Here is a 24,967-nt window from a genome sequence, read left to right on the forward strand (position 1 = left end):
GTTCATCGACGTGAGCGCTCAGCTGCCGGACTTCGGGTCCAGAGCATAGCCGAACTTCTCGATGACCGCACGGGCTTCCGGAGTCTTGAGGAAGGTCAGGAACGCAGTCGCCGCCTCGTTGCCGGCGGATGCCTTCAGCAGCACGGCATCCTGGCGGATCTCGGTGTAGAGGGTCTGCGGCACCAGCCAGCGCGACCCGCCGGCATTCGGCATCAGCTGCGACAGCGCGACGAAGCCCACCTCGGCATTGCCGGTATCGACGAACTGGAACGCCTGCGAGATCGTGTTGCCCTGCACGATCTTGGGCTGGATCGCTTCATAGAGCTTGAGCGCCTTCAGCGTCTCCACTGCGGCCGCGCCATAGGGCGCGGCGGTGGGATTGGCGATCGACAGCTTGTTGAACGCGTTCGCCTTCAGCGTTTCCTCGCCCTTCACCGCGTTCGGGTCCTTGCTCCACAGCACGAGCTTGCCGATGGCGTAGGTGAAGCGGCTCTCGGCGACGCCGAGGCCCTCGTCGACCAGCTTCTTAGGCCGTTCGTCGTCGGCGGAGAGCAGGATCGCGAACGGCGCGTTCTCCTTGATCTGGGTGTAGAACTGTCCGGACGCGCCGAAGCTCAGCACCAATTCGTGTCCCGTCTTGGCCTTGAACAGGCCGGCGATCTCCTTCGCCGGCTCGGTGAAGTTGGCGGCCACGGCGATGTTGGCGCTGCCGGCAAACGCGTTTGCCCCAGTCAGGAGAGCGGCAGCCGCGCACAGAGCAGCGGCGACGAAGCGCATCGATCTCATCACAATTGTCCTCGTTCATATCGACAGAGACGGGTTCGCTTCGGTGAATTGCAAGTCCCGTTCCGGCGCAGCGGCCCGTACCGATGCCGTGCTATATTCATTCGTATACATCAAAATAGACAGGTCGGCGACGTCCCGTCAACCCGAGGGGCTCCCTCGGGCAAACGCGATGGGCGTCAGTGTTCGACTTTCGACAATCGAGGCTGAAGCGATGTCGGAAACGTGACGGCCCGAGAACCAGGGGTCTTCGGGCCGGCGCGAGACTAAGCCATCCGCTCCCAGAGCTGCCGCACCAGCATGCCCGCGCGCTTCTCGATCGCCGCGGCGGCATCGAGCGCGAGGTCCTCGCGATAGCGGCCGGCGATCAGCTGCACGCCGATCGGCTGGCCATTGTGAACCGCCACCGGCACCACCGCGCCGGGCAGCCCGAGCACGTTGATGGCCGAGATGAAGCGGATCTCGTTGAAGAAGATATCACGCACGCGCTCCGGGCTTACCGTGTCCTCGCGCGGGCCCGGCGTCGGCTTGACCGTCGTTGGCGCCAGCACCACCGGATACTCCTCGAAGAACATCTGCCAGGCGCGGATATGGGTGGAGCGCTGCGCCGTCGCGTTCATCCAGCCTGCGAGGTCGAGGATCTCGGCCTTGGCCCGCATCCCGCCCCACGCCTTGTGGAAGTCTTCGGAGGTGACGGCGAGCATCTTGGCTTCCTGCATCACGACCACCTCGGTGGTGATGACGTCGCACCAGGTCTGCCAGACGCCGGAGATGTCGGGGACCTCGACCTCGCTGACCCGGTAGCCGGAGCGCTCCAGATGATCCGCGGCCTGCCGGAGCGCGGCCTGCACCGAGGGATCGACGTCCATGTCATCAGGAATCTTGGCGAGCGCGACCTTGATCGGCCGCTTGGGCGTCTCGCCCTCGAGCGGGGCCGGCACCCACCAGGGATCGCGCGGATCGCGCCGGCTCATCACCTCCAGCGCCAGCCTGACGTCGGCGACGCTGCGCGCCAGCGGCCCCTGCGACGACATCAGATGCGCCAGCATCGGCCGCTCGGCCGCGGCGCTTTCATTGTAGGCCGGGATGCGCCCCTGCGTCGGCTTGATCGTGACAACGCCGTTGCAATGCGCCGGCCAGCGCAGCGAGCCGCCGATGTCGTTGCCATGCGCGATGGTGCCGATGCCGGCGGCGACCGCAGCCCCGGCGCCGCCCGACGAGCCGCCACAGGTGATCTCGGGATCCCACGGGTTCAAGGTCAGCCCGTGCAGCGGGTTGTCCGTGAAGCCGCGGAATGAGAATTCCGGCGTGTTGGTGAGGCCGAGCACGATCGCGCCCGCCTTCTTGAGGTTGCGCACGACGGGCGCGTCCGACGGCGCGATGATCCCCATCTGCGCCGGAACGCCGTTGGGGTTTGGCCGTCCCTCGTAGTCGACGTTCTCCTTGATCGTGACGGGCACGCCATGCAGCAGGCCGTCCTTGTTGCGCGCCTTGTCCGCGGCGCGCGCAGCTTTCAAGGCTTCTTCGGACAGATCGACGACGACCGCATTCAGCTTCGGATTGACCTCATGCATGCGCGCGAGATGAGCCTCGGTCACCTCGACCGAGGAGACCGCGCCGGAGCGGATCGCAGCGGCGGTGTCGAGCGCCGACCACTGCCAGACCGGTCCTTTCGGCAGCCGCGGCTTTGGCGCGGCTGCCTTTGCCTGTGGTCTGGCCTGCGGCTTCGTCTTTGCGGGCTTCCTGCCAGCCGTGGCGCGCGCGGACACGCGCTTCGGAGCCGGCTTGGCGGTCTTCGCCGCCGGCTTCTTCTTTGTCGCTGTCTTCGCCATCGTGTTTCCCCCAGTTATCTATCTCTCAAACGACCGACATCGTCAGCGGCGGCTCGACCTCGGCGGGCAGCGGGCTGACATAGGGCGTGCGCTGCGTCCGCTTCTTCAGGTCGGCCTTGGCGGCTGCGATCAGCGCCGGCTCATTGAGCGCCTTGATGCCGAGACCGGCCATCGCCTTCGCGGCCTGCACCATCGCCTTGTGCGCGGCCGGCGTCTTGCCTTGCGCGACGACCTGCCAGGTATGGAACGGCGTGCCGATCGCCACCGTCGGCGCGTGCACCTGCACCGTTGGCACCACCCAGCTGACGTCTCCGACATCGGTCGAGCCGATCTGCGGATTGCGCTTGGCGTTCAGCGGCACCAGGAAGTCGGCCAGCGGCTTGTCGGTCGGGTCCATGCCGATGCTGTAGTAGACGGATTCGATGTCCTTGTCGGTCAGGGTCGCCTGGATCTGCCCGGCGAAATCCTTGTCGGTCGTGTCGAAATGCGGCGGCCCGAGCTCTTCCATGATCCCGTGCAGCGCCTCTTCGAGCGGCGTGTTGGGCAGGATGTTGGAGACCGCCGAGATGATCTTCATCTCGACCTTGGTCTCGGTCATCATCGCGGCACCTAGCGCGATCTTGTGCACGCGCCCGACCAGCTCGTTCATGCCGGGCAGGTCGCGCGCGCGGATCGAGTAGCGCACGCGCGCATGCGCCTGCACGACGTTGGGTGCGATGCCGCCGGTGTCGAGCAGTGCGTAATGCACGCGGGCGTCGCTCGGCATGTGCTCGCGCATGTAGTTGACGCCGACATTCATCAATTCCACCGCGTCGAGCGCGCTGCGGCCGAGATGCGGCGAGGCGGCCGCATGCGAGGTGCGTCCGGTGAAGATGAAGTCCGCGCGCGTGTTGGCGAGCGAGGGCGTCATCACCACTTCCCAGAAGCTCGACGGATGCCAGGTGATCGCGATGTCGGCATCCTCGAACGCGCCTGAGCGCACCATGAAGGCCTTTGCGGCGCCGCCTTCCTCGGCAGGGCAGCCGTAGTAGCGCACGCGTCCCGGGACCTTGTTGGCGGCGAGCCAGTCCTTGACGGCGGTGGCCGCGAGCAGCGCCGCCGAGCCCAGCAGATTGTGGCCGCAGCCATGGCCGTGGCCGCCGGTCTCGATCGGACGATGCTCGGCAACTCCCGCTTCCTGGCTGAGGCCGGGCAGGGCGTCGTATTCGCCCATGAAGGCGATGACCGGACCGCCTTCTCCCCATTCGCCCATCAGCGCCGTCGGGATGCCCGCGACCTTTTCAGTGATGCGAAAACCCTGGTGCTTGAGCTCGGCGAGGTGTTCGGCAGATGAGCGGGCCTCAGTGTAGCAGACCTCGGGCATGCTCCACACCCGGTCGCTGAGCTCGATGAAACGGGTCTTGATCGCGTCGACGCCGCGCCAGATCTCGCTGCGGTTGTCCATCTCCGGTCTTGTCCTCTTTAGCCGATAGGAAGCCGGTATGGTTATCAGCTAAGTTCCCCGACGCCTAGCGATCCGCCGCGAGAGCAGCCATGCGGCCCGCGGCAAGGCGCGGAGGAGCGCGCGTCATCCTTTGAGCAGATGATGCTGCGATGGGATGCAGCGCGATGCTTTCGGCGGCGCAGCGAGAAGGGTGGGGAGGCCGTCCTCGAATTTCGGAACTGCCGCCGTGCGCCTCTACCGCACCCGTGCAGGAACGATCATGGTCCCGTCCTGTTCTCGTGTCAGGAGTGCGACCGCCATGCGGGCAGGACCGATCACCATCATCGTTGCATTGCTGCTGATTCTCGCAGCCGCCGTCATCTTCGCCTATCAGGGCATGACCCTGCCTGGCGATCCGATGCCGGCCGGGGGCTGGATCGCGCTCGCGCTCGGCGTGGTGTTTTCGCTCATCGTGGGGATCGGGCTGATGGTGCTGTTGTTCTACAGCAGCCGCAAGGGCTACGACGAACCATCACAGTTCGGGGCTGATGATCATCGCGACTGAGACCGCTCACGCCGGGCGCGGCGGATGCTGTGTCCGCGGATGCCGGTCGTGAAGCAGCTTGGCGAGTTCGTGCCTCAGATCGTCGTGACCGCGCATCGCCGTCTCGAACAGCGCCTCCTGGATGTCGCGCGGCATGTCGCCCCAGACGCCGATGGCGGCGCTTCCGAGCAGCTCTGCGAACCGGTTGTCGTCCATGCGGCACCTCCGGACGATCTGACGCCCGAGAGCGGCAAAGGTTCCAGGCCCGGTTACTGCGTGGTGAACAGGACAACCGCAATCGCAACGGAGAGCGCGATCGCGGACACCGTCCCGGTGGTCGACAGCACGCCCATGCGCCGCAGCGCCGCTGCAAACACGATGATGATCGGGGTGGCGGTGATGAGGCCGAGCTGCGCTTCGGTCATGGACATGCTCCTGATGCCGATCCCGTAGCGCATCCAGGCGCCGTGCTGTTTGTGCGCCGACAAAGAGCATGTCTGCCGTCCCGATTAGCTTTGCCGACATCTGATCGGAGGTGGCGGTGTCGGCACTCACATACGAACCGGAACCAACGGAGCGCTGGGGCGTGCTCGACGGGTTGCCGGGCGACCCCATGATGTGGGTCCTGATCCTCAGCGAGCTCGTCGCTTTCGGCCTGCTGCTCGGCGCTTTCGTCGTGGCGCGCGCAGTCAATCCAGTCGTGTTCGCGGCCGGGCAGGCCATGCTGGACGGACCTCTCGCCGCATTGAACACAATCGTGCTTGTGACGAGCGGGTGGGCTGCGGCGCGCGCGGCGGCCGCGGCGAGAGGCGCATCGCCGCCCACCGCACGGCGTTGGATCATGCTGGCGATCCTGCTCGGCGCGGCCTTCATTGCCGTCAAGCTGACCGAGTATGGCAGGGAGATTGCCGCCGGCGCAGGCCTGGAGACGTCGCCGTTCTTCACGCTCTATTTTCTGCTCACGGGCTTCCATCTGCTCCACGTCGTGCTCGGGATGGTCATCCTGGGAGGCGTCGGTCGTCATGCCGCGCCCGACAGCGTCGAGACCGGGACGGCGTTCTGGCACATGGTCGACCTGGTCTGGATCGTGATGTTCCCGATCCTCTATCTGGTGGGATGAGTCATGGTCCGCGATCGCCTCACGCTCGCCTGGCTTCAATTGATGAGCCTCGCCACCGCCACGCTCGCGGCCTCGCTGCTGCTGCCGAATCGCTGGCTCGCCGATGCTCTCGTGCTCGTGCTCGCATTGGCCAAGGGCAGGGTGATCGTGCTGGATTTTCTCGGCCTGCGCCATGCGCCCGCGCTGTGGCGGGGCCTGCTCACATCGTGGCTCCTAGGCCTGGTCGCGCTCGCCGGGCTCGCGGTGGCGATCCGCGCACTGGTCTGACGCGCCATCGCCATGCTGCTTGCGCGGCGACAAAGAGACTCCCGGCAGTGCCGGTAGATTGCCTTCACCATCGACCTTCACCAAACGGAAAGGACGTGTCATGGCGGAACGCCTGACCAAGTCTGCCGCACGGAACGTCTTCTACGGCGGTTCGGCCTTCTTCTTTGCGATCTTCCTCGGGCTCACAGCGCACAGCCACTACTACATGGTCACGACCTCGACCAGTGCGTCGACGCTGTCCGACGGCGTCGCTCGCGGCAAGCACGTCTGGGAGAAAAACTCCTGCATCAACTGCCACACGCTGCTGGGCGAGGGCGCCTATTTCGCGCCAGAGGTCGGCAATGTCTGGGACCGCTGGGGCGGCAGGCAGGACCCGGCCGCCGCGCGCGAGATGCTGAAGTCCTGGATGCAGTCGCAACCCTCCGGCGCGCCCGGCCGCCGGCAGATGCCGCAGTTCAACCTGTCCGACCAGGAGCTCAACGATCTCGCGGACTTCCTGCAATGGACCGACACGATCAAGCGCCAGGACTGGCCGCCGAACAAGGCCGGCTGAGCCGGCATCCCGCCCCCCGTCATGAGAGAGATCCGCGATGAGATATGAGACCCAGAAGGTCGCGATGCTGTATTTCTACGGCGCGCTGACGCTCTTCCTCGCTCAGGTCATCTTCGGCCTGCTCGCCGGCACGATCTACGTGCTGCCGAACACGCTGTCGGTCCTGCTGCCCTTCAACATCGTCCGCATGATCCACACCAACGCGCTGATCGTGTGGTCGCTGATCGGCTTCATGGGCGCCACCTACTTCCTGCTGCCCGAGGAGACCGAGACCGAGCTCTACAGCCCGCTGCTCGCCAAGATCCAGTTCTGGATGTTCTTCGGCGCCGCGGGGGCTGCCGTCGTCGGTTATCTCTTCCACTACCATGAGGGCCGAGAGTTTCTCGAGCAGCCCTTCATCATCAAGGTCGGCATCGTCGTCGTCTGCCTGATGTTCCTGTTCAACGTCACGATGACGGCGCTCAAGGGTCGCAAGACCACGGTGACCAACATCCTGCTGTTCGGGCTGTGGGGCGTGGCGATCTTCTTCCTGTTCGCCTTCTACAATCCGGCCAATCTCGCCGTCGACAAGATGTACTGGTGGTACATCGTCCATCTCTGGGTCGAAGGCGTCTGGGAGCTGATCATGGCCTCGATCCTGGCCTTCCTGATGATCAAGCTCAACGGCATCGATCGCGAGGTGGTCGAGAAGTGGCTCTACGTCATCATTGGCCTTGCGCTGTTCTCCGGCATCCTCGGCACCGGCCATCATTTCTACTGGATCGGCGCCCCCGGCTACTGGCAGTGGATCGGCTCGCTGTTCTCGACCCTCGAGGTCGCGCCGTTCTTCACCATGGTGATCTTCACGGTGCAGATGACGCTCAAGGCCGGCCGCAAGCATCCGAACCGCGCCGCGCTGCTGTGGTCGGTCGGCTGCTCCGTGATGGCGTTCCTCGGCGCCGGCGTGTGGGGCTTCCTGCACACGCTGTCCAGCGTGAACTACTACACCCACGGCACCCAGGTCACGGCGGCACACGGCCATCTCGCCTTCTTCGGCGCCTATGTGATGCTCAACCTCGCCGTCATGGCCTATGCGGTGCCGCAGCTGCGCCAGCGTGCGCCGTATAACCAGTGGCTCTCGATGGCGAGCTTCTGGATCATGTGCACGGCGATGATGACGATGACCTTTGCACTGACCTTCGCCGGTATCATCCAGGTGCATCTGCAGCGCGTGCTCGGCCAGAGCTACATGGACGTGCAGGACCAGCTCGCGATGTTCTACTGGGTGCGGCTCGGCTCCGGCGTGTTCGTGGCGATCGCGGCGCTGATGTTCGTCTGGGCCGTGCTGATGCCCGGCCGCACCAAGGAGGCTGCGCTGCCCGGCGCGCTGCAGCCGGCGGAGTGAAATCCCGCAGGCGGCGGCCTCGATGCCGCCGCCTGCATCCCCCTGATACGGAGAGTTGTCATGAAGCCCGCGCTGCACGCGATCCATACCGCCCCGTCGTTCCCCTCGTACACGCCGACCGGCCATGAATGCGCGCTGTTCGAGCATGCGTTCCGACATCGCCTGCCGGTGCTGCTGAAGGGGCCGACCGGCTGCGGCAAGACCCGCTTCGTCGCGCACATGGCGGCGCGACTGGGCCTGCCGCTGCACACGGTCGCCTGTCACGACGACCTCACCGCCGCCGACCTCACCGGGCGCTATCTGCTCAAGGGCGGCGACACCGTGTGGACCGACGGCCCGCTGACCCGCGCGGTGCGCGAGGGCGGAATCTGCTATCTGGACGAGGTCGTCGAGGCCCGCAAGGACGTCACCGTCGTGCTGCATCCCCTCACCGACGACCGCCGGATCCTGCCCTTGGAGCGCACCGGCGAGGAGCTGATCGCGCCCGACGGCTTCATGCTCGTGGTCTCCTACAATCCCGGCTACCAGTCGCTGCACAAGGCGCTCAAGCCGTCGACACGGCAGCGCTTCATCGCCATCGAATTCGGCTTCCTGCCGGCCGAGCAGGAGATCGTGGTGGTTGCCGCCGAGAGCGGGCTGGCGCCGGAGCGCGTTCGGCCGCTGGTGGCGCTCGCGCATCGGCTGCGCGCGCTGCAGGGCCATGACCTGGAGGAGGGCGTCTCGACGCGCTTGCTGGTCTATTGTGCGACGCTCGTCGCCGCCGGAGCATCCATCGCGGACGCCGTGCTCGCTGCGATGATCGAGCCGCTCACCGACGACGCCGACGTCAAGGCCGCGCTGCGCGAGGTCGCGCATGCCGTGATCGGGTGAGCCATGCTCGACTTCCTCGAACTGGAGGAGACCGTCGGCCGTGCCTGGCATCGCATGGTCGGCACGACCTCGAGCTATCCGGTCCATCCGGATCAGGCCGTCGCCCTGAACGAGATCAGCGGCCGCATCGCCGTGATGTTCCGCGCGCTGGGCGGCGAGAGCGGCGTGCAGGTCGCCGGAGCCAAGGCGCGCAAATCGGGCCATCGGCTCGGCTGGCGCCAGCGCATTGGCCTCGGCGACGAATGCCTCGATCAGGCCGGACGCGATGGCGCCACCGTGTTCCTGCCGGAGACCATCGCGCTGCTGCCGGGTCGCGGGCTCAATGCGCAGCTCTATCACTGGCTCGCGGCGTGGTTCGCGACCATGGCAGTCGAGCCGATCGCGGAGCGCGATCCGCTGCGGCATGATCTGCTGGCGCTGCGCCGGGCCTGTGAGACGACCTCGCTGGTGCTGGCGCGCTTCCCTGGACTGGCGCGTCCTCATGCGCAACTCGCCGAAGCGCTGGCTGTGGCGCGTCCGCGGCGGCCGCTGCCTCGGCTCGAGCAGCAGGTCGAGCACATCGTCATTGCGCTGCTCGGCGCGGGCGCGCCGCCCAAAGGCGCGCTGTGGAATGCGGTCATCGCCGGCGGCCCGTTGCCGCAGGCCGCCCCGCCCGGCTATCGGCCGATGCTGCCGTGTCCGCTGTGGGGCGATTGCTGGGGCCGCGATGCCGTTGCCGCGGCGCGCGAGGACGACGAGACGCAGACGCCGGCAGAGCAGGAGGGGACACCCGACACCCGCAAGCGATTCGCGCGGCGCGAGCGCGACGACACGGCCAAGCGCGATCCATTCATTCTCAACCGCTTCGAGAAGATCCTCGCGATGGCGGAGATGGTCAATGTCGATCGTCCGTCCGACGATGCCGACGATGACGACGCCCGCAAGGCCGCCGACGATCTCGACGAGCTTGCGATCGCCAGGCGCAAGGGGCGGCCGGCGAGCAAGCTGAAGTTCGACCTCGATCTGCCGCCCGAGGCGGTCGACACCGCGAGGCTCGACAGCGGCCGGCTGTATCCCGAATGGAATTATCGCAGCGGCGCCTATCTGCCGGATCATTGCCGCGTCGTGACCGGCGACGCCGCCGAAGCGGGCGAGGCGTGGGCTCCGGACGATGCGATGCGCCGGCGGATCCGCAGCGTCCGGCGCAGGTTCGAGACCTTGCGACCGCGCCACGAGATCATGCGCGCGCAGGCCGACGGCCACGACCTCGACATCGACGCGCTGGTGCGCGCGCGCAGCGATCTCAATGCCGGCCATGGCGGCATCGACCGCGTGCACCTCGCGATGCGCCCGCTGGCGCATGATCTCGCGGTGACTCTCCTGGTCGACGTGTCCCTGTCGACCGATGCATGGATCGATGGCGTGCGCGTCCTCGACGTCGAGAAGGAGGCGCTGCTGGTGCTGGCGCATGGGCTGTCGGCCTGCGGCGACAGCCACAGCATTCTCACCTTCACCTCGCGGCGCAACTCGTGGGTCCGCCTGGAGACCGTGAAGGCATTCGGCGAGCCGATGAGCGGGCGGGTCGAGCGCCGCATCGGCGCGCTCAGGCCCGGCTACTACACGCGTATCGGCACGGCGGTGCGTCACGCCGCCGGCGAGCTCGCCGAGCGATCCGAGCGCAAGCGCCTGCTGCTGGTGCTGACCGACGGCAAGCCGAACGACGTCGATCACTATGAGGGACGGTTCGCGATCGAGGACACGCGCAAGGCGGTGCAGGAAGCGCGACGCGGCGGCGTCGCGGTGTTCGGCGTGACCATCGATGCGTCGGCGCAGTCGTATTTTCCAACCCTGTTCGGTCGCGGCGGCTACGCCATCGTCGGCAACATCCGGCGACTACCGGCCGCACTGCCGGCGCTGTACCGGCAGTTGGCGCACTGACGCTTACGTCGCCGGCTCGCGCAGATTGCGCAGCGACACGGGCAGGTGGGCCATCAGCTTGTCGAACTCGCCGGGATCGAGCTTCTCCCAGAGAATCTCGAAGATGCCGCGCGCCGCCGTGAGCGGATCGACCGGGAATTGCGGCGGCAGTTGGCGGAAGATGTCATCGACGAAATATTCGAGATGGCGGTCCTTGGTCGGGGTTGCCGCGTGGTGCCAGCCCTCGTAGTAGATCCCGCGAATGAGCATCGGCAACTGGACGCCGAAATTCACGGCGACGGCCAGGGGCATGCGGTCGCGCAGCACATGGAGCACGGCACGCAGTGCATTGTAGGCCTGCTGCCGGCTCGCCAGCGCGAGGCGCTGCTCGATGGCCTTCAGCCAGATGTTGGTTTCCTGGACGGTGTGATCCAGGGCGGTCACGCCGGTCTCGCTCATGTGGTTCTCCATGATGACAAGTGCACAGGACCGTTCGAGGGACGCCGAACGAGGTAACGGCAAGGCCTGATTCGCTTGAACGCCTTGTCAGTAAGTGGTGCGTCCGGGCCGGGCATGTTGACCTGCATCAAATCACGATGTCGTGGTCGGACCGTGAGGTAAATGGCGGGTCAACGGTCTGCCCAGCCGTTTACGATCCCTGGCTGCCGGAGCGGCACCGGCGGTCGGCAAGCCCATCCGTCATCTTACGGAGATCGTCGTGCCCACGTGCACGGCACGCAACATTGGTCAGCAGTTCACTCTGACAAACAGCCATCGACAAACAGCCATCGACAAACAGAACGTCTACAAATCAGCACGTCGCGATCTCGCGGCGCGGATCGCGCCCGAGTCTTGCTTGACGGAACCCTCTTCAAGGGAGAGGGCGCAGGGAAGGCCGGGAGCTCGCCGCCCCCATGGCCCCCGTGCGGAAAGAATGCACGGGGCAGGAACCACAGGTTCGGCCGAGACATCCCGGCCTTCCCTGCGCGACGGTGTTACGGCTTATACGCACTCTCCCCGGTGAACGGGCTGTCTTGCCACCGTCACCCGCGCGAGGCTGAAACCTCGTCGCGAGCTTGACGCCAGCGTCGCGGCGCCAGGACCATGCGATTTCGCCGTCCGCACCGTGCCGTTCGTCCGCAGGCATGACACCCGCTGCGACACGTCGCGTCCATCGCATCCCGCACTCCACGTCTCGTGACGTTCGCGACACGCCCCTCTTCATGAGGCGGGATGCGCGGAAATGTGCAGGTGATTTGCCCGACGGCGCAAGCGCCAAACGTGCGACGAACTAACACGACGGGCAATTCGCGCATGGCGGCCATGCTGATTCGTTCGTTCGATGGTGGCGGGATTTTGCGTCTACCCGTGCTCAGTCGGAGAGCGCATCTCAAGTTGGCATCGGGCTGCTGCCTTGGGGGTGGTGCGAGGTGGGCGCTGCGGGCGCTGAGAGACGCGCGACCACAGCGCTCCTCGTTCGCGGTGGCGAGCATGATGCCGAGCCACCGGAACGTTCGCGTCGCAAGTCTGGAACTTGCGCGATTCGTTCGCGCTGAACATCCCGAGATCATCGCGGGCCGGCGCTGCGCCGTCAGGTTGAACCGTAGTTGTCCTGCTTGTGAAGAACACGTCTTCGCTTGCTCGTCGCGACAGACTCACCTTACATCGGAGTCGTCCGAGGCGGAGAGATCGCGCACTCGACACCCCTTTCAACTCACGAATCGACGTCGGCTCGCAATGCTCAAGTCTGCCCAAGAGAAGCCTGTTCACAACAAGCCTGCTCAAGACAAATCCGGCAAAGACCTTCCGCTGACCGGCTATGCCGTCGTGGTCGATGGTCAGATCAAGACCGAATTCAAGACCAAGGATGGCGCACACAACGGCGCGCATGACCTCAAGCGCCGGTTTCCGATGTTGCAGATCAGGGTGTACGACGCGGAGACGAAGCAGACCCACGACATCGAACTGACGCGGGCGTGAGACCGGCCTGCCGCGCGGGCCGTGGTGTTGTGAGGACGCAAGGCGTTGCACCTTGTCGAGCCCGCAATCGCTGTCGATGTTTGAGCGTATGGAGAGCATGCTCCTGATGTAGCCGAGGGTGCGGTCCGGGTTGCCGCGCCGTCACCCTTGTGGGAGAGGCCGCTGTATCGCGCAGTGGCGTGCAGGCCTGGCTGCACGCAGGCCACTGTCGGCTTGCGCGCAAGAGACGCCGAGATGGGCTGTTGCGGTCGCTGCGTGATCTGAGCCAATCTGCCTCATCTCCGACCACGCGAGCAGCCATCATGACCGAAACCGCCTGGAATAGACTTTCCGCCGCAGCGCTTCGCGCGCTCGCGGCCCGTGACGCGCTCGTGCTGTTGCCGGTGGCCTCGACCGAGCAGCACGGCCCGCATCTGCCGACGGGAGTCGACGACTTCCTGTGCAGCGAGGTCTGCCGCCGCACCGCGCTGGAGCTGGCTCCAGACCATCCCATCGTGGTCGCGCCGACTGTCTGGTGCGGGCTCGCCGACCATCACGTTCCATTCGGCGGCACCTTTACCCTCAGTCTCTCCACCTACCACGCTGTGCTCAGGGACCTTTGCCGCTCGATCCTGAATGCCGGCTTCCGCCGCATCGTGATCGTCAACGGCCATGGCGGCAACATCCAGGCGCTGGCCGCCCTCACCGGCGAACTGACGCGCGAGCTCAATGCCCCGATCGCGACCACGACCTATTTCATGGAAGGGCGGGAGACGATGGCCGAGGTCCTCGAGGATCAGGACGGTGTGATGCACGCCTGCGAAGCCGAGACGTCGATGATGATGGCGGCTCATCCGAGCCTCGTCGATGCGGCGAGGCTCGACGCGGCCTTCGGGCCGAGCTTCGACATCATGGGCTCGATGGTGCCGTCGCTGAAAATGTTCAGATCGTTCGCCGACATCACCACCTCCGGCGTCGCAGGCGATGCGCGCAAGGCATCTGCTGCAAAGGGCGAGAAGCTGCTCGTCGGCTGCGCGGCTGCGCTGGCGGCGCGATTGCGGGCGGGCGAGCCATGGTCCACAATGTCTCCTGCAACCATTCCGCCGCCAGCCGCAAGATGACGGAGGCGCAGAGCATCATCGCGAGAAGCCCGCCGCAGGCAGGCATTTCGGATGATGGACCGCAAACGATACGTCCACGGGTCTATTGGACGCGTCGTGCCGATCGGCAATCAGCCGCGTTCCGCGGAAGCGGCGAGACTCGGAGCCGCCGCGTCGAGGCCATCCGCGAGACTGCGGCTCGCGTTTCGCACCTCGCTGCGAAACGTCTTCGCCAGGTTCGACAGCGGCCGCGCCTCCGACCACAACACATAGGCCGAGACTTTGGTGCTCGGCGTGAACGGCCGTACCACGAGATCATGCCCGCCCTGGCGCGGCGAGAATGGATCGACCACGGCGACGCCGACGCCGGTCGAAGCCAGCACGCAGGCCGTGTTGCAGTAACGCACTTCGACCGTCGGCTGGAAGTCGGCGTCGGCTTGCCGGAAGCTCTCGCGCACGGCTTCGCCGAGGCGTGTGCCGCGTTCGAGGCCGATCAGCGGGAACCCGGCAAGGTCCCGCGCTGAAATCATGTCGCGTTCCGCAAGCGGATGCCGGGCCGGCATCACGCACACCATCTCGCCGGTGTGCACGACCTCGTGCGCGATCCCGGGATGGTCAGACAGTCCGAGCGCGAAACCGAGCTCGGCGACGTTTCCGAGCACGCCCTCGATGATGCCCTCGTAGCGGCGCACGTCGAAGAACATCCGCGTCTGCGGCCGGCGCCGCAGGAAGCCTGACAAGGTCGGTGGGATGATGCTGTAGGCGAGCGGCGGCGTGGCGACGATCGACAGATGACCCGTCTTCTGCTCGCGCAGGTCACGCACGCGGCTTTCCAGCCGGGCATGCAAGGTGAAGATCGCCTCGCTCTCCTCATAGAGCGTCATCGCCTCGGGCGTCGGGAACAGCCGGTTGTTGACGCGCTCGAACAGCGTGAAGCCGGCCTGCGCCTCCATCGCCTTCAGCGCATTGCTGATCGCGGGCTGCGACAGCGCCAGCTCCTCGGCGGCGGCGACCGTGGTGTGGTGGCGGATGACCGCCCGCAGGATCTCCAGCTGGCGCAGGTTCATGTGAACGCCCTATAAGCCCAGGTTATGGTCTCGGCCAAAATATCATAGCGCGCGGCCGTGTGGGCAGATTGCAAATCCCGCGCCGCTTTCGCCAAATGATCCCTTCTTTCAGTGCGCGCATTCAGGCGGCGTTCCGCCTGATCGTTCGGCATGACGCACAGATTGGAGGCACTATTGAGCCGTATCTTCCGCGCCGCCGCGGCCCAGATGGGACCGACCCAGCGCGCCGACAGCCGGACGCACACGCTGTCCCGCATGATCGCGCTGCTGGATCAGGCCGCCAGCGAGGGCGCGAAGCTGGTGGTCTTCCCCGAACTCGCATTCACGACCTTCTTCCCGCGCTGGATCCTCGAAGGCGAGGCGCTCGACGGCCACTTCGAGCGTTCGATGCCGAATCCGTCCGTTGCCGCGCTGTTCGACCGGGCGCGGGCGCTTCGCGTCGGCTTCTATGTCGGCTATGCCGAGCTGACACCGGACGGACGCCGCTTCAACAGCTCCATCCTGGTCGATCCCGACGGTGAGATCATCAGCAAATATCGCAAGGTGCATCTGCCCGGCTCCGTCGAGCCGCGCCCGGGTGCCAAGTATCAGCAGCTGGAGAAGCGCTATTTCGGCTATGGCGATCTCGGCTTTCCGGCCGTGCGCGCCGGCCGCGAGTGGGGCGGCGCCATCATGGGCATGATGATCTGCAACGACCGGCGCTGGCCGGAATCGTGGCGCGTGCTCGGACTGCAGGGCGTCGAGCTGGTCTGCGTCGGTTACAATTCCGCGGCCTACGATCCGAACGGCGGCAACACCGAGGATGCCGCGCTGCGCACCTTCCATTCCACGCTGGTGGCGCAGGCCAACGCCTACATGAATGCGACGTGGGCGATCGCGGTCGCAAAGGCGGGCGACGAGGATGGCAGCGGGCTGATCGGCGGCTCCTGCATCATCGATCCCAATGGCTGCATCGTGGCGCAGGCGAGGACGCTCGCTGACGAGGTCGTCGTCGCCGACATCGACCTCGATCTGTGCCGCCAGGGCAAGGACAAGATGTTCAACTTCGCGGCCCATCGCCGGCCGGATCAGTACAGGCTCATCACCGAGCGCGCCGGCGTCGTCGAGCCGGTCGTGGTCGATTAGCCGTTCACATGGGGGAGTGTTGCAGGATGCGCCGTTCGTTGTTTGCAGGTCTCGTCATCCTCGCCTCGTTTGCTGCGGCGGGGGCGGCGGAGCTGCCCGCTGAGATCAAGCAGGCTGGCGTGCTCAAGCTCACGGTCAACTCGACCTACGCGCCGATGGAATATCACGACCCCGCCACCAACGAGCTGAAGGGTCTCGACATCGACCTCGCCAACGCGTTGGCGAAGCGCCTCGGCGTCAAGATCGTCTGGAGCGAGACGCCGTTCGCCGAGCTCATTCCGTCGCTGCAGACGAAGCGCGCCGACTTCATCATCTCCGGCATCTCGGATCGTGCGTCGCGGCGCGAGACCGCCGATTTCGTCGACTATCTCGTCACCGGTCCGCAGTTCTTCGTGCTGGCGGACAGCGATGCCAAGGCCGCGACCGATCTGTGCGGCCGGAAGATCGGCACCACGCGCTCGACCAGCTTCCCGCAGGAGATCGAGAAATGGAGCAAGGCCAATTGCGAGGCCGCAGGGAAGCCCGCCGCGCAATATGTGCCGGGGGAGAACTCGATCGATGTCCGCAATCAGCTCAAGCAGGGCCGCATCGATGCTGCCGTGCAGGGCAGCGAGACCTTGCCCTATGCGCAGTCGCAGGAGGCCGGCAAGTATCGCATCGTCGGTGAGCCCATCGCCTTCGGCTACCAGGGCATCATGTTCCGCAAGGATGATGCCGCGCTGCGTGAAGTGGTGACCGAGCAGCTCAAGGCGATGATCGCCGACGGCAGCTACAAGGCCATCCTGGACACATGGGGGCTCGGGGCCAATGCGGTCCGCGAGCCCATGCTCAACGCGGCGCCGCAATGAGCCGCAGCGAGGCCCTGGCCGACGGCTTCCCGGATCTGTCCGGACACGGGATTGCGCGGCAGGCGCATTGGGGCCGCTGGCTCGCGGCCGCTGTCATCGTCGTCGTCCTCGTCGCGATCGGGCGGGCCTTCGCCAAGGGGCAGATCGAGTGGGTGTTCGTCGAACGCTTCCTGACGGCGCCGGTGATCCTGCGCGGCATCGTCAACACCATGGTCATGGCGGTCCTGGCGATGATGCTCGGAATCGCGCTCGGCGTCGTCGTTGCGATCATGCGGCTGTCGCCCAATCCGGTGCTGCGGTCGGTCGCGGCCGGCTACACCTGGCTGTTCCGCGGCACGCCGCTGATCCTCCAGTTGTTGTTGTGGTTCAATCTGGCGCTGGTGTTTCCGACCATCGGCATTCCCGGCCTGTGGAGCGCGCGCGCGGTCGACGTGATGACGCCGTTCTTGGCCGCGCTGCTCGGGCTCGGCATCAACCAGGGCGCCTACACGTCCGAGGTGATGCGCGCGGGCCTGCTGTCGGTCGATATCGGGCAATACGAGGCGGCGCAGGCGATCGGCATGGGACGATTGCAGGCGCTGCGCCGGATCATTCTGCCGCAGGCGATGCGCGTGGTGATCCCGCCGCTCGGCAACGAGTTCATCGGCCTGGTCAAGGCGACCTCGCTCGCCAGCGTGATCCAGTACCCGGAGGTGCTGCATTCGGCCGAGAACATCTACTACGCCAATTCGCGCGTCATCGAGCTCCTGATCGTCGCCGGCCTGTGGTATCTGCTCGTGGTCTCGATCCTGACGCCGCTGCAGATGCTGCTCGAACGCCGCTTTGCCCGCGGCATCGCGCGAGGCGGCCGCTGATGAGGCCGCTGGTCGCCATCCGCCAACTGAGCAAGCGCTTCGGTGAATTTCAGGCGCTGAAGCAGGTCTCGCTCGACGTCTCCGAGGGCGAGGTGGTTTGCCTGATCGGGCAATCCGGTTCCGGCAAGACCACCTTGCTCCGCTGCGTCAACCAGTTGACCACGGCCGACAGCGGCGGCATCTGGCTCGACGGCGCGCTGCTCGGCTTCCGCGAGCAGGACGGCCGGCTGCACCGGCTGTCGGAGCGCGAGATCGCGCGGCAGCGGCTCGCCTGCGGCATGGTGTTCCAGCGCTTCAACCTGTTTCCGCACATGACGGCGCTGGAGAACGTGATCGAGGGGCCGGTGCAGGTGCAGAGGCGCAGGCCGGCCGAGGCGAAGGACGAGGCGATGGCGCTGCTGCGCCGGGTCGGCCTCGCCGACAAGGCGGGCTCCTATCCGTCACAATTGTCGGGCGGCCAGCAGCAGCGCGTCGCGATTGCGCGGGCGCTTGCGATGAAGCCGCGGCTGGTGCTGTTCGACGAGCCGACCTCGGCGCTCGATCCGGAGCTGGTCGGCGAGGTGCTTGCCGTGATGAAGGAGCTCGCGACATCGGGCATGACCATGCTGGTGGTGACGCATGAGCTCGGCTTTGCGCGCGAGGTCGCCGACCGGGTGGTCTACATGGACCAGGGCGTGATCGTGGAGAGCGGCCCGGCCCGCGAGGTGCTGCGCGCGCCGCGCGAGGCGAGAACAAGAGCGTTTCTGGCAGCGGAAGTGGGGTGAGGTGATGGATTTGAAGTGGATCGTGTTGGCTGGACTCATGAGCGCCGCCGTGGCGGGCACGGCTCTCGCCGCCGAACTGCCGGCCGAGATCAATCAGAACGGCCTGCGCATCGCGGTGGTGCCGAACTATCCGCCGATGGAGTTCAAGGATCCGGCCACATCGACCCTGACCGGCTTCGATGTCGAGCTCGGCGAGGCGCTGGCCAAGAAGCTCGGCGTCAAGGCTGTCTGGCAGGAGACGAGCTTCGACCAGTTGATGCCGGGCCTCGCCACGCAGCGTTTCGACATCATCCTGACCGGCATGACCGACTACAAGAGCCGGCAGGACACCGCGACCTTCATCGATTATCTGCGCAGCGGCCCGCGCTTCTTCGTGCAGGCGTCGCGCGCGGCCGAGCTCAAGGAGCCGACCGCGCTGTGCGGCAGGAAGGTCGGCGCCTCCAGGCGCACCAAGTTTCCGGACCAGATCGCGGCCTGGAGCGAGAAGAACTGCGGATCAAGCCCGATCCAGTTCGTCGGCACTGAAGGCTCGGCCGACGCGCGGACGCAATTGAAGCAGGGCCGCATCGATGCCGCCGTGCAGGGCAACGAGACCTTGCCCTACATCATGGACCTCGAGCCGAACGCCTACGCGCCGGTCGGCGAGATGATCGCGCTGCAATATACCGGACTCGCGACGCCGGTGAAGGCGGACGAGCTCCGTGGCGCGCTGCACGCTGCGCTGGAGGGCCTGATCGCCGACGGCAGCTACAAGGCGCTTCTGGCGAAGTGGAAGCTCAGCGACAACGGAATCGAGAAGGTGCTGATCAATGCTGGACAGTAGGGCGCTCGCGGGGATCCCGGTCGTTCCCGCCAACACTGCGCCGCCGGCGCCGGACTATCCATGGCCTGCGCCGTACAGAGCGGCGATGTTCCTGTCGTTCGACATCGACGCCGAGAGCGCCTGGACGTCGAAGGATCCGGCGCACGCCGCGCGCCTGGTCACGATGAGCTTCGGCGGCTACGAGGCGCGCGTCGGCACGCCGAAGCTGCTCGAGCTGCTCGCCGAGCTCGATCTCAAGGCGACGTTCTTCATCACGGGATGGGCGGTCGATGCGCATCCGGCGATGGCGGAGGCCGTGCTGAAGGCGGGCCACGAGATCGGCCATCACGGCTATCACCATCTGCTGCCCGATCCGGGCGATCCCTTCATCGTCGAGGAGATCGAGCGCGGCTTCGAGGCGATCCAGCGCCGGCTCGGCATCCGGCCGATCGGCTACCGCGCGCCGTTCGGCGAGTTCTGCGAGGAGCTGCGGATAGCGCTGGTGCGCCAGGGAATCGTCTACACCTCGTCGTTCCGCGACGACGTCAGGCCCTATCGCCATTGCCTCGCCGACGGCAGGCCGGGCACGATCGAGATCCCGGTGACCGCGAGCTATGACGACTGGATGCACGGCCTGTCGGCGCGGTTCTCGCCGCGCTCGATCTTTCCGAAGGAGCACGTGCTGTCGATGTGGAAGGATGAGCTGGACGAAGTCCGCGACTGGGGCGCGATGGTGACGACCGTGCTGCATCCGCAGGTCTCGGGCCGGCCGATGCGCTTCCGCCTGCTGCGCGAGTTCCTGACCTACGCCAAATCGTGCCAGGACGTCTGGATCACGACCGGCGCCGAGATCGCCGCGAACTACCAGCGTCACGAGGCGGCGGAAGCGAAGAGCGCATGAGCACGACCGCGATCTTCGGCAGCTATGTGCTGACGCGCAGGGACGGCGCGCAGGACGTGCTGCGCGATCACTGGGTGCTGGTCGAGGGCAGGCGCATCGCGGCCGTGACGCGCGACAGGCCGGCGGCGGACGAGGTGTTCGATCGTCCGGGCCGATTCGTGCTGCCGGGCCTGTTGAACCTGCACAACCACGTCTTCAGCGAGGCGATCGCACGCACGCTGACCGAGGACGGCAACGGCCGCCGCAACAACAAGAGCATCGTCTACACGGTGCTGCTGCCGCTGTCCAAGCGCGGCGCGGAGATCCTCACCGCGGAGGAGCGCTTGGCGATCGGCCGCATGGGCGTGCTGCAGCTCCTGAAGGGCGGCGCGACCACGGTGATGGAGCCGTTCCGCAACGCCATCCCGGAGCTGTTCGATGCGGCATTCGAGATGGGCCTGCGCTTCTACGGCGCGCCCTATCTGTTCTCGACCTCGGACGCCAAGGCGGATGCCTCGGGCACCGTGCACTATGCCGGTGACGACGGCGAAGCCGACATGGCGACCTGGAACGCGCTGCATCAGCGCTGGCACGGGCAGGGCGACGGCCGCATCCGGCTCGCGATGAGCCCGCACGCGACGGATACCTGCGGGCCGGATCTCTTGCGCGCGGCCGCGAGCCGGGCGCGCGAGCTCGACGTTCCCATCACGACGCACATGGCGCAGAGCCCAGGCGAAGTCGCGACGATTGCGCAGCACCATGGCGGCCGCACGCCGGCCGAATATCTCGACTGGCTCGGCCTGCTCGGTCCCGATCTGCTGGCCGCGCACTGCCATGCCTCGACCGATGCCGACCTCGCGCTGATGGCGGCGCGCGGCGCCGGCGTGCTGAACTGCCCGCGCGTGTTCGCGCGCGCCGGCGTCACCGCCGCCTTCGGCCGCTTCGCCGCGCACGGCATACGCACCGCGGTCGGCACCGACGGCTACAACATGGATCTGCTCGGCGAGCTCAACGCGGCGTCGATGATCTCGAAGATCGCGCTGGGAAGCGCCGAGACGGCGAGCGCGCCGGAATTGATCGACGCCGTCACCACGACGGCCGCCGCCATGATCAAGCGCGACGATCTCGGCGTCCTCGCGGCGGGGGCGACCGCCGACCTCACCGTCGTCGACATGACGCATCCACATCTTCGGCCGCTACATGACCCGCGCCGCGGCCTGATCGCGCTCGCCAACCGCGCCAACATCGACCAGGTGATGATCGATGGCCGGCTGCTGATCCACGACGGCCGCTATCTCCACGGCGACGAGGCGGCCATCACCGCCGCGGGTACTGCTGCGATCGAGAGGATCTGGGCGCTGCCGGAGGCAGAGGCGGCATTCGCCGGCTGAATGCTGCTACCGCGTGCCGTAGGCGCGGTCGCCGGCGTCGCCGAGGCCGGGAACGATGAAGGCGTCGTCGTCGAGGCCTTCATCGATCGCGGCGGTCCACAGGGCGACATCCGGATGCAGGCCGCGGACGCGCTCGACGCCCTCCGGAGCTGCGATCATGCAAACCATGCGGATATCCTTGGCGCCGCGCTCCTTGAGCCGGTCGACCGCGGCGACGGCGCTGTTGCCGGTCGCGAGCACCGGGGTGACGACGACGGCCAGGCGCTCCTGCAGGTCGGACGGCGCCTTGAAGAAGTACTCGACTGCGGTGAACGTCTGCGGCTCGCGGTAGAGGCCGATATGGGCGACGCGAGCGGTCGGCACCAGATCGAGCATGCCGTCGACGAAGGTGACGCCGGCGCGCAGCACGGGCACGAACACCAGCTTCTTGCCGGCGATCTTGGCCGACTGCATCCGCGCCAGCGGCGTCTCGACCTCGACCTCGGTCAGCGGCAGGTCGCGCGTGACCTCGTAGCAGAGCAGCATGCCGATCTCCTTCAAGAGCTCGCGGAACGACTTGGTCGAGATCGACTTGTCGCGGATCAGGGTCAGCTTGTGCTGCACCAGCGGATGATCGACGACCGTGACGCCTTCCATGGCTTTCATCTCCGAAGCGGTGGTGGGCAAAGGCGCGACGCGCCGTGCCCACCGCGATCTTAGCTCAGCTTGGAATGGTGGGCACGCTGCGCTTTGCCCACCGTACGCGCAACTGATCAGTTTCGTCATGGCGAGGAGCGAAGCGACGAAGCAATCCAGACGTCCTTCCCGCTTTGCTCGCAATGACGGAACCGCGAGGTCGGCGACCTCAGGCCCAAACCCCTTAAAACACCGTGCCGTCGGTGAGGATGGTCAGCGGCGGCGAACCGTCCGGGCGGCGGGCGAAGGCGAGCTTGCGGCCGGCGGCCCAGCTGCCGCCTTCGAGGATGCGCGCCAGCGGTAGCTGCTCCGCGGTCTGGCCGGTGCGCCGGCGGATCAGTTCGGCCAGCCGGTCGAGCAGGGCGACGGTCAACGCGCGCCATTCCACCACCAGCGGAGAATCGACCTCATGCACGCGCGCGGCATCGGCGGGATCGCGCAAGCTCAGCACACCGCCGTCGACGAACAGGCCGCCATTGCGGTATTCGGCGAGGCCGGTGAGGCCGTCGATGTTGTCCACCACAAGGCCGGCGCGCTGCAGCGGTTCGATCAGCGAATAGCTCAGCCATTGCGACAGCTTGTGCAGCGGGACGAGACCGGTGGTCGCGTCATCGGTGATCAATGATGGATGCCGCCAGCAATCGCCGAGCGCCGTGCCGTGCAGCGTCAGGCGTGACGGCCAGATCGGGCCGAGCTGACGCAGCACCTGCTGCAAAATCGAAGGGGCCTCGATGCGGCCGCCAGCAGCCAACCGATCGAACAGGCCACCCGGCCGCGGACCGTCCTTCGCACCGAAGACCTCGGGGCTTGCCGCCACGACGGCGCCTAGCCGCCGCAGCAACTCCACGCGCCCCTCGAGCCCGACCAGCGGATTGTCGGCACCGACCTGAAAACCGCGTTCGAGATCCGCGACCGTGAGCTGCCTGAGCCTCGCCGCATCGGCCCGCAGCGGATCGCTCGCATTGGACGAGAACGCGCCGCTTGCGAACATCTCGAGGCTGGCCAGCGCCAGCCCCTCGGAGCGGCCGACGCTGAAGCCGCTGGCTTCGTCATGATAGCGCCACGCCGCGCCGGCGCCGGCGTCGAGCAGCACGCTCGCGATGGCGAGATCGAACTCGGCGCGCGCCCGCGACGCCGCATTCGGCCAATTCACTTTGTCGGCGATCGCGGCCCAGCGATCGACACCACCGACCACGAAATGCCGCCAGCGCGAGTGGAACGGCACCTCGCCGTCGGGATAGGCCTTGCGGGTCACATCGAGCACGACGTCGGCGATCGCGTCGAGCCGGGCGATGTCGATGCGGAAATGCGGCAGCTTGTCGGCGAGACCGAGCGCAAGCAGCTGATGCGACCGCTCGCGCACGGCGCGGGCCGACAGGAGATATGAGACGTCGTCCATGATCTGCTGCTGCGCTCAGTACTTCTCGAGCGGGCGGCCGACGGTGTCGCCGAGCGCCTCGGGTTTCTGCGGCTCCAGCGAGAAATAGCCGGCCGCCTTCTTGGCCGCGATCTCGACATGGGCGTCGGCGGGAATCAGCTCGTCCGGGATCGGCACGCGCTCGACGATGTCGACGCCTTGGCCCACCAGCGCGTCGTGCTTCATGTCGCTCATCGAGATGAAGCGGTCGATGCGTTTGATGCCGAGCCAGTGGATGACGTCGGGCATCAACTGCTGGAACCGGGCGTCCTGCACGCCGGCGACGCATTCGGTGCGCTCGAAATAGGCCGCTGCGGCGTCGCCGTCCTCCTGGCGCTTGCGCGCATTGTAGACCAGGAATTTCGTCACCTCGCCGAGCGCGCGGCCTTCCTTGCGGTTGTAGACGATGATGCCGAGCCCGCCGTTCTGCCCGGCCGCAACGCATTCCTCGATACCGTGGATCAGATAGGGGCGGCAGGTGCAGATGTCGGAGCCGAACACGTCGGAGCCGTTGCACTCGTCGTGTACGCGGCACGTGATCTTCGTTCGGCCGTCGTTCAGCTTGGTGACGTCGCCGAACAGATAGACCGTGGTGCCGCCGATCGGCGGCAGGAACACCTGCAGATCGGGCCGGGTCACCAGCTCCGGATACATGCCGCCGGTCTGCTCGAACAGGCCGCGGCGCAGACTGGTCTCGCTGGTGCCGAAGCGCGCGGCGACGCCGGGCAGGTACCACACCGGGTCGATCGCGACCTTCACCACCGAGACGCTGCCATTGGCATGCACGACGTCGCCGTCATGGACGAGCCGCTTGGCCGCGAGCGCTGCATGCAGCTCAGGGAGCTCGATCCGCGCCTTGGTCACGGCGATGGTCGGTCGGATATCGATTCCTTCCGCGATCTCGCCGCCGAAATTCTCGGCCACCAGATGGCCCCAGGGATCGAGCGCGACGATCTTCGCCGGATCGCGCCACTGCGCGAACGGGCCGATCGTGGCGGCGGGATGGGTGTTGGTGAGATCGGGGCGGCGGATCGGATCGAGCGCACCGGATGATACCGCGAGCGCGCGGTAGACTGTGTAGGAGCCACCATGGCTGCCGATTACGTTGCGGTCCTGCGGACGCGACACCGTGCCGATCACGGGTCCGCGCTCGCGCGCGTTCTCGGCGCCCCAGTGGAGCGGGAAGTTGTGCTTGGCGCCTGGCACCGGGTGCGAGGTCAGGCGGATATGATCCGTACGGTTGGAGCGAGTCATCGGACAGCCACCCCCAAAACGGCAACGGCCCGCCTTGACGACGGGCCTGAGCAGAACGCGTTCACGTTTTCCATGCATCAATATAGCAGTTTTTCCCCAGCGAACAAGTGGTCCGCGGCGGCCGTCTATTTGTAAACGAATGGTATCGGCCGCTGGCCG

The 24,967-nt window shown here is 66.6% G+C and carries 26 protein-coding genes; 16 read left to right on the forward strand and 10 right to left on the reverse strand.

Annotated elements, in window-relative coordinates:
• Positions 1 to 18: 18 nt before the first annotated feature.
• The 3 genes from modA to QX128_RS20970 form a co-directional block, all read right to left on the reverse strand.
• The gene (gene modA / locus QX128_RS20960) at positions 19 to 786 is read right to left on the reverse strand and encodes a molybdate ABC transporter substrate-binding protein (protein ID WP_316238401.1); all 768 of its coding nucleotides are present in this window, start codon (positions 784 to 786) and stop codon (positions 19 to 21) included.
• Positions 787 to 1,049: 263 nt separating this feature from the next.
• A complete protein-coding gene (locus QX128_RS20965) occupies positions 1,050 to 2,615 on the reverse strand; it encodes an amidase family protein (protein WP_316177912.1) in 1,566 nt (521 codons plus the stop codon).
• 25 nt (positions 2,616 to 2,640) lie between these two features.
• On the reverse strand, positions 2,641 to 4,059 hold the full coding sequence (locus QX128_RS20970) for a M20 family metallopeptidase (RefSeq protein ID WP_316177914.1): 1,419 nt from the start codon (positions 4,057 to 4,059) through the stop codon (positions 2,641 to 2,643).
• 298 nt (positions 4,060 to 4,357) lie between these two features.
• Between QX128_RS20970 and QX128_RS20975 the strand changes: the two genes are divergently transcribed.
• Positions 4,358 to 4,603, forward strand: a complete 246-nt coding sequence (locus tag QX128_RS20975) for a hypothetical protein (RefSeq protein ID WP_316238402.1) — start codon at positions 4,358 to 4,360, stop codon at positions 4,601 to 4,603.
• A 6-nt stretch (positions 4,604 to 4,609) separates the two neighbouring features.
• On the opposite strand, the gene QX128_RS20980 is transcribed toward QX128_RS20975, so the two are convergent.
• Positions 4,610 to 4,798: a hypothetical protein gene (locus QX128_RS20980; protein ID WP_315804425.1), complete on the reverse strand. Its 189-nt coding sequence runs from the start codon at positions 4,796 to 4,798 to the stop codon at positions 4,610 to 4,612.
• Positions 4,799 to 4,851: 53 nt separating this feature from the next.
• Positions 4,852 to 5,007: a hypothetical protein gene (locus QX128_RS20985; RefSeq protein ID WP_316238403.1), complete on the reverse strand. Its 156-nt coding sequence runs from the start codon at positions 5,005 to 5,007 to the stop codon at positions 4,852 to 4,854.
• A 116-nt stretch (positions 5,008 to 5,123) separates the two neighbouring features.
• On the opposite strand from QX128_RS20985, the gene QX128_RS20990 reads away from it, so the two are divergent.
• The 6 genes from QX128_RS20990 (at position 5,124) to QX128_RS21015 (ending at position 10,693) form a co-directional block, all read left to right on the forward strand.
• Positions 5,124 to 5,702: a cytochrome c oxidase subunit 3 family protein gene (locus QX128_RS20990; RefSeq protein ID WP_315804426.1), complete on the forward strand. Its 579-nt coding sequence runs from the start codon at positions 5,124 to 5,126 to the stop codon at positions 5,700 to 5,702.
• Positions 5,703 to 5,705: 3 nt separating this feature from the next.
• Positions 5,706 to 5,969, forward strand: a complete 264-nt coding sequence (locus QX128_RS20995; RefSeq protein WP_316238404.1) for a cytochrome C oxidase subunit IV family protein — start codon at positions 5,706 to 5,708, stop codon at positions 5,967 to 5,969.
• Between the two features lie 100 nt (positions 5,970 to 6,069).
• Positions 6,070 to 6,522 carry a cytochrome c gene (locus QX128_RS21000; protein WP_315804428.1) on the forward strand — a complete coding sequence of 151 codons (453 nt, stop codon included), beginning with the start codon at positions 6,070 to 6,072 and terminating at the stop codon, positions 6,520 to 6,522.
• Positions 6,523 to 6,559: 37 nt separating this feature from the next.
• Positions 6,560 to 7,906: a cbb3-type cytochrome c oxidase subunit I gene (locus QX128_RS21005; RefSeq protein WP_316238405.1), complete on the forward strand. Its 1,347-nt coding sequence runs from the start codon at positions 6,560 to 6,562 to the stop codon at positions 7,904 to 7,906.
• Positions 7,907 to 7,966: 60 nt separating this feature from the next.
• Positions 7,967 to 8,776 carry a CbbQ/NirQ/NorQ/GpvN family protein gene (locus QX128_RS21010; RefSeq protein ID WP_315804430.1) on the forward strand — a complete coding sequence of 270 codons (810 nt, stop codon included), beginning with the start codon at positions 7,967 to 7,969 and terminating at the stop codon, positions 8,774 to 8,776.
• 3 nt (positions 8,777 to 8,779) lie between these two features.
• Positions 8,780 to 10,693 (forward strand): nitric oxide reductase activation protein NorD, encoded by a 1,914-nt coding sequence (locus QX128_RS21015; protein ID WP_316238406.1) that lies wholly within the window; start codon positions 8,780 to 8,782, stop codon positions 10,691 to 10,693.
• Between the two features lie 3 nt (positions 10,694 to 10,696).
• On the opposite strand, the gene QX128_RS21020 is transcribed toward QX128_RS21015, so the two are convergent.
• A complete protein-coding gene (locus tag QX128_RS21020; RefSeq protein WP_315804432.1) occupies positions 10,697 to 11,131 on the reverse strand; it encodes a DUF2267 domain-containing protein in 435 nt (144 codons plus the stop codon).
• Between the two features lie 1,278 nt (positions 11,132 to 12,409).
• Between QX128_RS21020 and QX128_RS21025 the strand changes: the two genes are divergently transcribed.
• Positions 12,410 to 12,652, forward strand: a complete 243-nt coding sequence (locus QX128_RS21025; RefSeq protein ID WP_316238407.1) for a hypothetical protein — start codon at positions 12,410 to 12,412, stop codon at positions 12,650 to 12,652.
• 302 nt (positions 12,653 to 12,954) lie between these two features.
• Entirely contained in the window at positions 12,955 to 13,752 is a 798-nt protein-coding gene (locus tag QX128_RS21030) for a creatininase family protein (RefSeq protein ID WP_316238408.1), read from the forward strand.
• 110 nt (positions 13,753 to 13,862) lie between these two features.
• Here QX128_RS21030 and QX128_RS21035 read toward each other — a convergent pair whose 3' ends face one another.
• Positions 13,863 to 14,798: a LysR family transcriptional regulator gene (locus QX128_RS21035; RefSeq protein WP_316177923.1), complete on the reverse strand. Its 936-nt coding sequence runs from the start codon at positions 14,796 to 14,798 to the stop codon at positions 13,863 to 13,865.
• Between the two features lie 150 nt (positions 14,799 to 14,948).
• Here QX128_RS21035 and QX128_RS21040 point away from each other — a divergent pair, with 150 nt between their 5' ends.
• The 7 genes from QX128_RS21040 to QX128_RS21070 are packed head-to-tail and all read left to right on the forward strand — an operon-like array spanning position 14,949 to position 21,462.
• Complete coding sequence (locus tag QX128_RS21040) at positions 14,949 to 15,923, forward strand: N-carbamoyl-D-amino-acid hydrolase (protein ID WP_316217563.1); 975 nt, start codon at positions 14,949 to 14,951, stop codon at positions 15,921 to 15,923.
• Positions 15,924 to 15,949: 26 nt separating this feature from the next.
• Entirely contained in the window at positions 15,950 to 16,771 is an 822-nt protein-coding gene (locus tag QX128_RS21045) for an ABC transporter substrate-binding protein (RefSeq protein WP_316238409.1), read from the forward strand.
• Entirely contained in the window at positions 16,768 to 17,625 is an 858-nt protein-coding gene (locus tag QX128_RS21050) for an amino acid ABC transporter permease (protein WP_315804438.1), read from the forward strand. The genes QX128_RS21045 and QX128_RS21050 overlap by 4 nt, the downstream gene beginning before the upstream one ends.
• A complete protein-coding gene (locus tag QX128_RS21055; RefSeq protein WP_316238494.1) occupies positions 17,622 to 18,389 on the forward strand; it encodes an amino acid ABC transporter ATP-binding protein in 768 nt (255 codons plus the stop codon). The genes QX128_RS21050 and QX128_RS21055 overlap by 4 nt, the downstream gene beginning before the upstream one ends.
• Before the next feature lie 4 nt (positions 18,390 to 18,393).
• The gene (locus QX128_RS21060; RefSeq protein WP_315804439.1) at positions 18,394 to 19,212 is read left to right on the forward strand and encodes an ABC transporter substrate-binding protein; all 819 of its coding nucleotides are present in this window, start codon (positions 18,394 to 18,396) and stop codon (positions 19,210 to 19,212) included.
• A complete protein-coding gene (locus QX128_RS21065) occupies positions 19,199 to 20,092 on the forward strand; it encodes a polysaccharide deacetylase (protein WP_316238410.1) in 894 nt (297 codons plus the stop codon). The genes QX128_RS21060 and QX128_RS21065 overlap by 14 nt, the downstream gene beginning before the upstream one ends.
• On the forward strand, positions 20,089 to 21,462 hold the full coding sequence (locus QX128_RS21070; protein ID WP_316238411.1) for an amidohydrolase family protein: 1,374 nt from the start codon (positions 20,089 to 20,091) through the stop codon (positions 21,460 to 21,462). Before QX128_RS21065 ends, QX128_RS21070 begins: the two co-directional genes overlap by 4 nt.
• A 6-nt stretch (positions 21,463 to 21,468) precedes the next feature.
• Here QX128_RS21070 and upp read toward each other — a convergent pair whose 3' ends face one another.
• From upp to QX128_RS21085, 3 genes are all read right to left on the reverse strand, one after another.
• Positions 21,469 to 22,098 carry a uracil phosphoribosyltransferase gene (gene upp, locus QX128_RS21075; protein ID WP_316238412.1) on the reverse strand — a complete coding sequence of 210 codons (630 nt, stop codon included), beginning with the start codon at positions 22,096 to 22,098 and terminating at the stop codon, positions 21,469 to 21,471.
• A 223-nt stretch (positions 22,099 to 22,321) separates the two neighbouring features.
• Complete coding sequence (locus QX128_RS21080) at positions 22,322 to 23,536, reverse strand: URC4/urg3 family protein (protein WP_315804442.1); 1,215 nt, start codon at positions 23,534 to 23,536, stop codon at positions 22,322 to 22,324.
• A 15-nt stretch (positions 23,537 to 23,551) separates the two neighbouring features.
• A complete protein-coding gene (locus QX128_RS21085; protein ID WP_316238413.1) occupies positions 23,552 to 24,808 on the reverse strand; it encodes a GTP cyclohydrolase II in 1,257 nt (418 codons plus the stop codon).
• Positions 24,809 to 24,967 lie beyond the last annotated feature (159 nt).

It is taken from the genome of Bradyrhizobium sp. SZCCHNR1015, assembly GCF_032489875.1.
GTDB lineage: Bacteria > Pseudomonadota > Alphaproteobacteria > Rhizobiales > Xanthobacteraceae > Bradyrhizobium.

Coding starts and splice junctions, on each gene's coding strand:
- QX128_RS21085 (WP_316238413.1), bottom strand. CDS start 24,808: ATGACTCGCTCCAACCGTACGGATCATATCCGCCTGACCTCGCACCCG.
- QX128_RS21045 (WP_316238409.1), top strand. CDS start 15,950: ATGCGCCGTTCGTTGTTTGCAGGTCTCGTCATCCTCGCCTCGTTTGCT.
- QX128_RS21065 (WP_316238410.1), top strand. CDS start 19,199: ATGCTGGACAGTAGGGCGCTCGCGGGGATCCCGGTCGTTCCCGCCAAC.
- QX128_RS21035 (WP_316177923.1), bottom strand. CDS start 14,798: ATGAACCTGCGCCAGCTGGAGATCCTGCGGGCGGTCATCCGCCACCAC.
- QX128_RS21005 (WP_316238405.1), top strand. CDS start 6,560: ATGAGATATGAGACCCAGAAGGTCGCGATGCTGTATTTCTACGGCGCG.
- QX128_RS20970 (WP_316177914.1), bottom strand. CDS start 4,059: ATGGACAACCGCAGCGAGATCTGGCGCGGCGTCGACGCGATCAAGACC.
- QX128_RS21025 (WP_316238407.1), top strand. CDS start 12,410: ATGCTCAAGTCTGCCCAAGAGAAGCCTGTTCACAACAAGCCTGCTCAA.
- QX128_RS21060 (WP_315804439.1), top strand. CDS start 18,394: ATGGATTTGAAGTGGATCGTGTTGGCTGGACTCATGAGCGCCGCCGTG.
- QX128_RS21020 (WP_315804432.1), bottom strand. CDS start 11,131: ATGAGCGAGACCGGCGTGACCGCCCTGGATCACACCGTCCAGGAAACC.
- QX128_RS21015 (WP_316238406.1), top strand. CDS start 8,780: ATGCTCGACTTCCTCGAACTGGAGGAGACCGTCGGCCGTGCCTGGCAT.
- QX128_RS21050 (WP_315804438.1), top strand. CDS start 16,768: ATGAGCCGCAGCGAGGCCCTGGCCGACGGCTTCCCGGATCTGTCCGGA.
- QX128_RS21080 (WP_315804442.1), bottom strand. CDS start 23,536: ATGGACGACGTCTCATATCTCCTGTCGGCCCGCGCCGTGCGCGAGCGG.
- upp (WP_316238412.1), bottom strand. CDS start 22,098: ATGGAAGGCGTCACGGTCGTCGATCATCCGCTGGTGCAGCACAAGCTG.
- QX128_RS21010 (WP_315804430.1), top strand. CDS start 7,967: ATGAAGCCCGCGCTGCACGCGATCCATACCGCCCCGTCGTTCCCCTCG.
- QX128_RS21040 (WP_316217563.1), top strand. CDS start 14,949: ATGACGCACAGATTGGAGGCACTATTGAGCCGTATCTTCCGCGCCGCC.
- QX128_RS21000 (WP_315804428.1), top strand. CDS start 6,070: ATGGCGGAACGCCTGACCAAGTCTGCCGCACGGAACGTCTTCTACGGC.
- modA (WP_316238401.1), bottom strand. CDS start 786: ATGAGATCGATGCGCTTCGTCGCCGCTGCTCTGTGCGCGGCTGCCGCT.
- QX128_RS20995 (WP_316238404.1), top strand. CDS start 5,706: ATGGTCCGCGATCGCCTCACGCTCGCCTGGCTTCAATTGATGAGCCTC.
- QX128_RS20980 (WP_315804425.1), bottom strand. CDS start 4,798: ATGGACGACAACCGGTTCGCAGAGCTGCTCGGAAGCGCCGCCATCGGC.
- QX128_RS20975 (WP_316238402.1), top strand. CDS start 4,358: ATGCGGGCAGGACCGATCACCATCATCGTTGCATTGCTGCTGATTCTC.
- QX128_RS20965 (WP_316177912.1), bottom strand. CDS start 2,615: ATGGCGAAGACAGCGACAAAGAAGAAGCCGGCGGCGAAGACCGCCAAG.
- QX128_RS21070 (WP_316238411.1), top strand. CDS start 20,089: ATGAGCACGACCGCGATCTTCGGCAGCTATGTGCTGACGCGCAGGGAC.
- QX128_RS21030 (WP_316238408.1), top strand. CDS start 12,955: ATGACCGAAACCGCCTGGAATAGACTTTCCGCCGCAGCGCTTCGCGCG.
- QX128_RS20985 (WP_316238403.1), bottom strand. CDS start 5,007: ATGACCGAAGCGCAGCTCGGCCTCATCACCGCCACCCCGATCATCATC.